A 3737-nucleotide genomic window follows, 5' to 3' on the forward strand; every position below is an offset into this window, starting at 1 on the left:
GTGATGGCGCACCACGATGCGTTGGGCGAGCGACTCATGCACCGCCATGCTCAGACGCCGGCGCAGCTCCGTGAGTCCGACCAGCAGCAGACAGAGGCGATTGTCGGCGTCCATCTGATAGTTCGTCAGAAGACGCAGATCCTCGAGCACATCGTTGCGCAGATGATGGGCCTCATCGACGATCAGCACCGGGCGCTGCTTGGCCTCCAGGCTCAAGCGGGTGATTTCGGCGCGGATGGTGCGGAAGGCCGCGGCGCGGTTGCGCTCCACCGCCAGTCCCAGCTCCCAGGCGATGCTCTTGTACATGTCCATGACGTTGCCGGTCGCACGCAAAGCAGCGCAAAGCAGTGTCAGGTCTTGCGTTTTGCCTGTTCTGTACCTCGTAGCGAATCGGCCGATGCGGAAGGCCGAAGTGCTCGCGAATCGTCTTCAACGTGTAGCCGCCGCAGGCGCAGGGCCGCGCGGGGGCCGTGGGGGACGGGTCTTGCCTTGCGCCCTGGACGAACTCGCAAGCGAACCCTATTGGTCACAGCCTGAAAAAGCAAAAGACAAGACCTGACACCGTCCTTTGCGTCCTTTGCGCCCGCCTCCATAGGGACCTATATTCAGAACGAATAAGGTTAGATCGTCCGAGCGCAGCGAGCGACGATCTAACACGCACCTCAAGCCGACCCCATACTGCGTGCGTGGCTCAGTGCATTATTTTGGGCGTCGATCATCGTTTCGCCAGGCCGGCTTCCGTAGCTCAAGTTTCGCGGTTCTGAGAATGCCCAGCTCAGCCGTGACTTGGGCTCGCGAGGTTTCGGTGGGGTTTGCGCGAAAACGGGCAAACCCCTCGAAAACTCTCCCTACCCAGGCGCAGCTCCCCTCGAAAAGGGCAAAACTTCAGTTCCGTAGGTTGAGCAAGCGCAGCGCAATCTGCTGAGATCGCAAGGAGATTCGGTGGACTTCGCTCTCGCTCGTCCACCCTACCGGTCCAACTGATGATCAAGGCCTTATTTTGTGCTTATCATGGCGCAGCATAGATCAGATTAGGTGTGTCGTTGTGCATAAGAGGAAAAGTCGTGTCAGAAACGATTGATCCAATCCCAGTTAGATTTCCATTATCAGGGGAATGGTGTGCGGCTAATACACCAGGCCACACAGTGCCAAGTCATGGAACCGACCAATTGGGTCAGAGATACGCATATGATTTTTTTCAGATAGATTGGGAGCACAAAGGATATAAGTTTTATAAAACGCCAATATTAAAGAGCCTGATATTTGGCGTTAAACTCCAAGACACATATTGCTGGTCAAAACCGATATATGCTCCTTTCGACGGGGAGGTCATCGAGGCTAAAGATGGGCTAGAAGAACGGAATCCTGTCCATATAGTTCGCGATCTTGCAGTAGTATTGAAAAACGGATTATTTTTCCAAGGAAAAAGTAACAAAGACCTGCATCCCGTGCTTGGGAATTTTATTATCATAAAAAAGGACGACGGTATATTTTCGCTTATCGCTCATGCCCGAAACGGCTCAATAAAAGTTTCACCGGGGCAAAAGGTAAATGAAGGACAAGAGCTAGCACAAGTGGGACATTCCGGAAACTCAACTGCGCCCCATCTCCATTTCCAGCTTATGAATAACCCAAATCTTTTAGAGGCTGGGGGATTGCCATGCTGTTTTAAGGATTACCAAGTGTATAGAGATGGTAAGTGGGAGGCAGTAGAACATGGAGTCCCGGGAAAGCGAGTGCGAATAAATGCATAACGAATAACGAATAACGAATAACGAATAACGAATAACGAATAACGAATAAGGTTAGATCGTCCGAGTGCAGCGAGCGACGATCTGAATCGTTTTGGGACGAGACCGGGACCGTTGGAGCTTGGGGGAAAGGGCGTCGATCATCGCTTGGCCAGGGTGGCTTCTGGTTGGGCAAGCGCAGCGCAATCGACTGAGTTGGAAAGGAGATTCGGCATCCGGTGCCGAGGCCCCCAAGCAGGGGACTCATGTCCGTCTTGGTGCACTGCCCTCTAACCCTTTCCCGGCGTCACCTCCGATCGACAGAAGACGCCCCGGTCAATCCGCGAATACGAGCTTCAACAGCAAATTCTCCCTGGGCCTCGGCTGGAGACTCAAAACACCCTCCACGACCGGAATCGACCGGCCATCGAAGACCTCTTCGGCCTGTTCGCAGACGCCGAGGCGGTCGACGGGCAGGTCGATGCGACTCTTGTCCGGGGCGCGGTTGAGCAGGGCGACGAAGGCGGTGCCCTGGCCGAAGCGCGCGAAGGCCAGTTGCGACTCCGTGGCGAGCAGGACGCGATGGCCTCCGTCCGTGAGGACTGGCTCGTCGCGCTTCAGGCGGGCCAGGGTCCGGTAGAGCCGGCGGAAGTCCAGGTTCCATCTGTCCTCGCGCCACTCCATCGGGTAGCGGCAGCCTTCGATGCTCTGGGCGTGTCCCGCGAGTCCGACCTCGTTGCCGTACCAGATGTTCGGCGCTCCCGGAAGCAGGAACTGGAGCATGAGGACACCGCGGTAGATGTCCCAGTCGAAGGCGGGGCCGTGGTGCAGGCGGTGGATGTCATGCAGGTTCCGGGGACAGCTTACTTAATAGCTAGCCGGAACCTGTTGGGTAGGCTAGAAAATAGGCCGGGGTTCTAGCAGCAAAGGATTGATCGACCGATGGCGAGGCTTCCGAGAGCCGTGGTTCCTGGACTCCCTCATCATGTGACCCAGCGCGGCAACCGACGGCAGCAGACCTTCTTGTGCGATGACGACTATGCCGAGTACCGGCGTTTGCTGTCATCGTCCTGCCGAGCCTGTGGCACGAGCGTCCTCGCTTACTGCCTCATGCCGAATCATGTTCACCTGATCTTGGTGCCAGCCGATGAGCTCGGGCTGCGTGATGCGCTGGGCGAGGCGCACCGCCGGTACACGCGCAGGATCAACTTTCGGGAAGGCTGGCGAGGGCACCACTGGCGAGAGCGCTTCCATTCCTTGGCGTCGATCGTCGTTTCGCCAGGCCGGCTTCTGTAGGTCGAGCAAGCGCTACGCAATCTGCCGGGATCGCGAGGAGATTCGGTGGACTTCGCTCTCGAGACTGTGAAAGTATTCCGGGCGCACCGCGAAGACCGCATCTTACCGTAGGTTGGGCCGACGCAGGAGGCCCAACAATCAGTGTCTTAGGCCGACCGCCATGTTGGGCTTCGTACCTCAGCCCAACCTACGGCGGATTTCTTCACAGTCTCTCTCGCTCGTCCACCGGTCCAACTGTTGATCAAGGCCCATTCCTTCGTCATGGACGAGCGACATCTGCTCGCTGCCGCCAGGTATGTGGAGCGCAATCCCGTGCGAGCACCGCTTGCTGGCCGGCCAGAAGACTGGCCATGGTCCATTGCCACAGCCCATCTGGCAGGCGTTGACGATGCGCTCGTGACCGTGGAGCTGGTCGCTGACTGGGACCGGTTCATCGGCGAGCCCGATGCCTCGAATATCGCCGATCTGCTGCACGCTCATGCCAGCACGGGTCGCCCGCTCGGCCCAGATGCCTTCGTCGAGGAGCTCGAGCGACGCCTCCAGCGCCCCCTCAAGCGCCAGAAGCCTGGCCCCAGGCCTCGGAAGCGGGATGAATGCACACGGGACCTTTTTGAGCCTGGAGAGGGTGATTAAGTAGTGCCTGGCCGAAAAGTCTGTTTCATCTTACGGGACAATGGCTTAAAATATGACCCCATGGTCGAAGTTTCGGCG

4 protein-coding genes and 1 pseudogene are annotated in these 3737 nt (G+C 57.6%); 2 read left to right on the forward strand and 3 right to left on the reverse strand.

Going from position 1 to position 3737, the window contains the following annotated elements; genetic code table 11:
- Nucleotides 1–399, reverse strand: a 399-nt coding sequence (locus tag G3446_RS25890; protein ID WP_342450250.1) for an AAA family ATPase, incomplete at its 3' end; no start/stop codon positions are given.
- Nucleotides 400–1064: 665 nt separating this feature from the next.
- Between G3446_RS25890 and G3446_RS25895 the strand changes: the two genes are divergently transcribed.
- Nucleotides 1065–1754, forward strand: a complete 690-nt coding sequence (locus tag G3446_RS25895) for a peptidoglycan DD-metalloendopeptidase family protein (protein ID WP_164456551.1) — start codon at nt 1065–1067, stop codon at nt 1752–1754.
- 312 nt (nt 1755–2066) lie between these two features.
- On the opposite strand, the gene G3446_RS25900 is transcribed toward G3446_RS25895, so the two are convergent.
- Complete coding sequence (locus tag G3446_RS25900) at nt 2067–2513, reverse strand: hypothetical protein (protein WP_164456552.1); 447 nt, start codon at nt 2511–2513, stop codon at nt 2067–2069.
- A gap of 159 nt (nt 2514–2672) precedes the next feature.
- Between G3446_RS25900 and G3446_RS25905 the strand changes: the two are divergent.
- A pseudogene (locus G3446_RS25905) lies at nt 2673–2987 on the forward strand (transposase); the annotation flags it as partial.
- A gap of 216 nt (nt 2988–3203) precedes the next feature.
- Here G3446_RS25905 and G3446_RS25910 read toward each other — a convergent pair.
- On the reverse strand, nt 3204–3506 hold the full coding sequence (locus G3446_RS25910; RefSeq protein ID WP_164456553.1) for a hypothetical protein: 303 nt from the start codon (nt 3504–3506) through the stop codon (nt 3204–3206).
- Nucleotides 3507–3737: the final 231 nt, after the last annotated feature.

It is taken from the genome of Thiorhodococcus minor (assembly GCF_010820565.1).
Classification (GTDB): domain Bacteria; phylum Pseudomonadota; class Gammaproteobacteria; order Chromatiales; family Chromatiaceae; genus Thiorhodococcus; species Thiorhodococcus minor.

Bases quoted from the DNA above. Each gene is read 5' to 3' on its own strand.
- G3446_RS25900 (WP_164456552.1), bottom strand. From the start codon at position 2,513: ATGCTCCAGTTCCTGCTTCCGGGAGCGCCGAACATCTGGTACGGCAAC.
- G3446_RS25910 (WP_164456553.1), bottom strand. From the start codon at position 3,506: ATGAGCGTGCAGCAGATCGGCGATATTCGAGGCATCGGGCTCGCCGAT.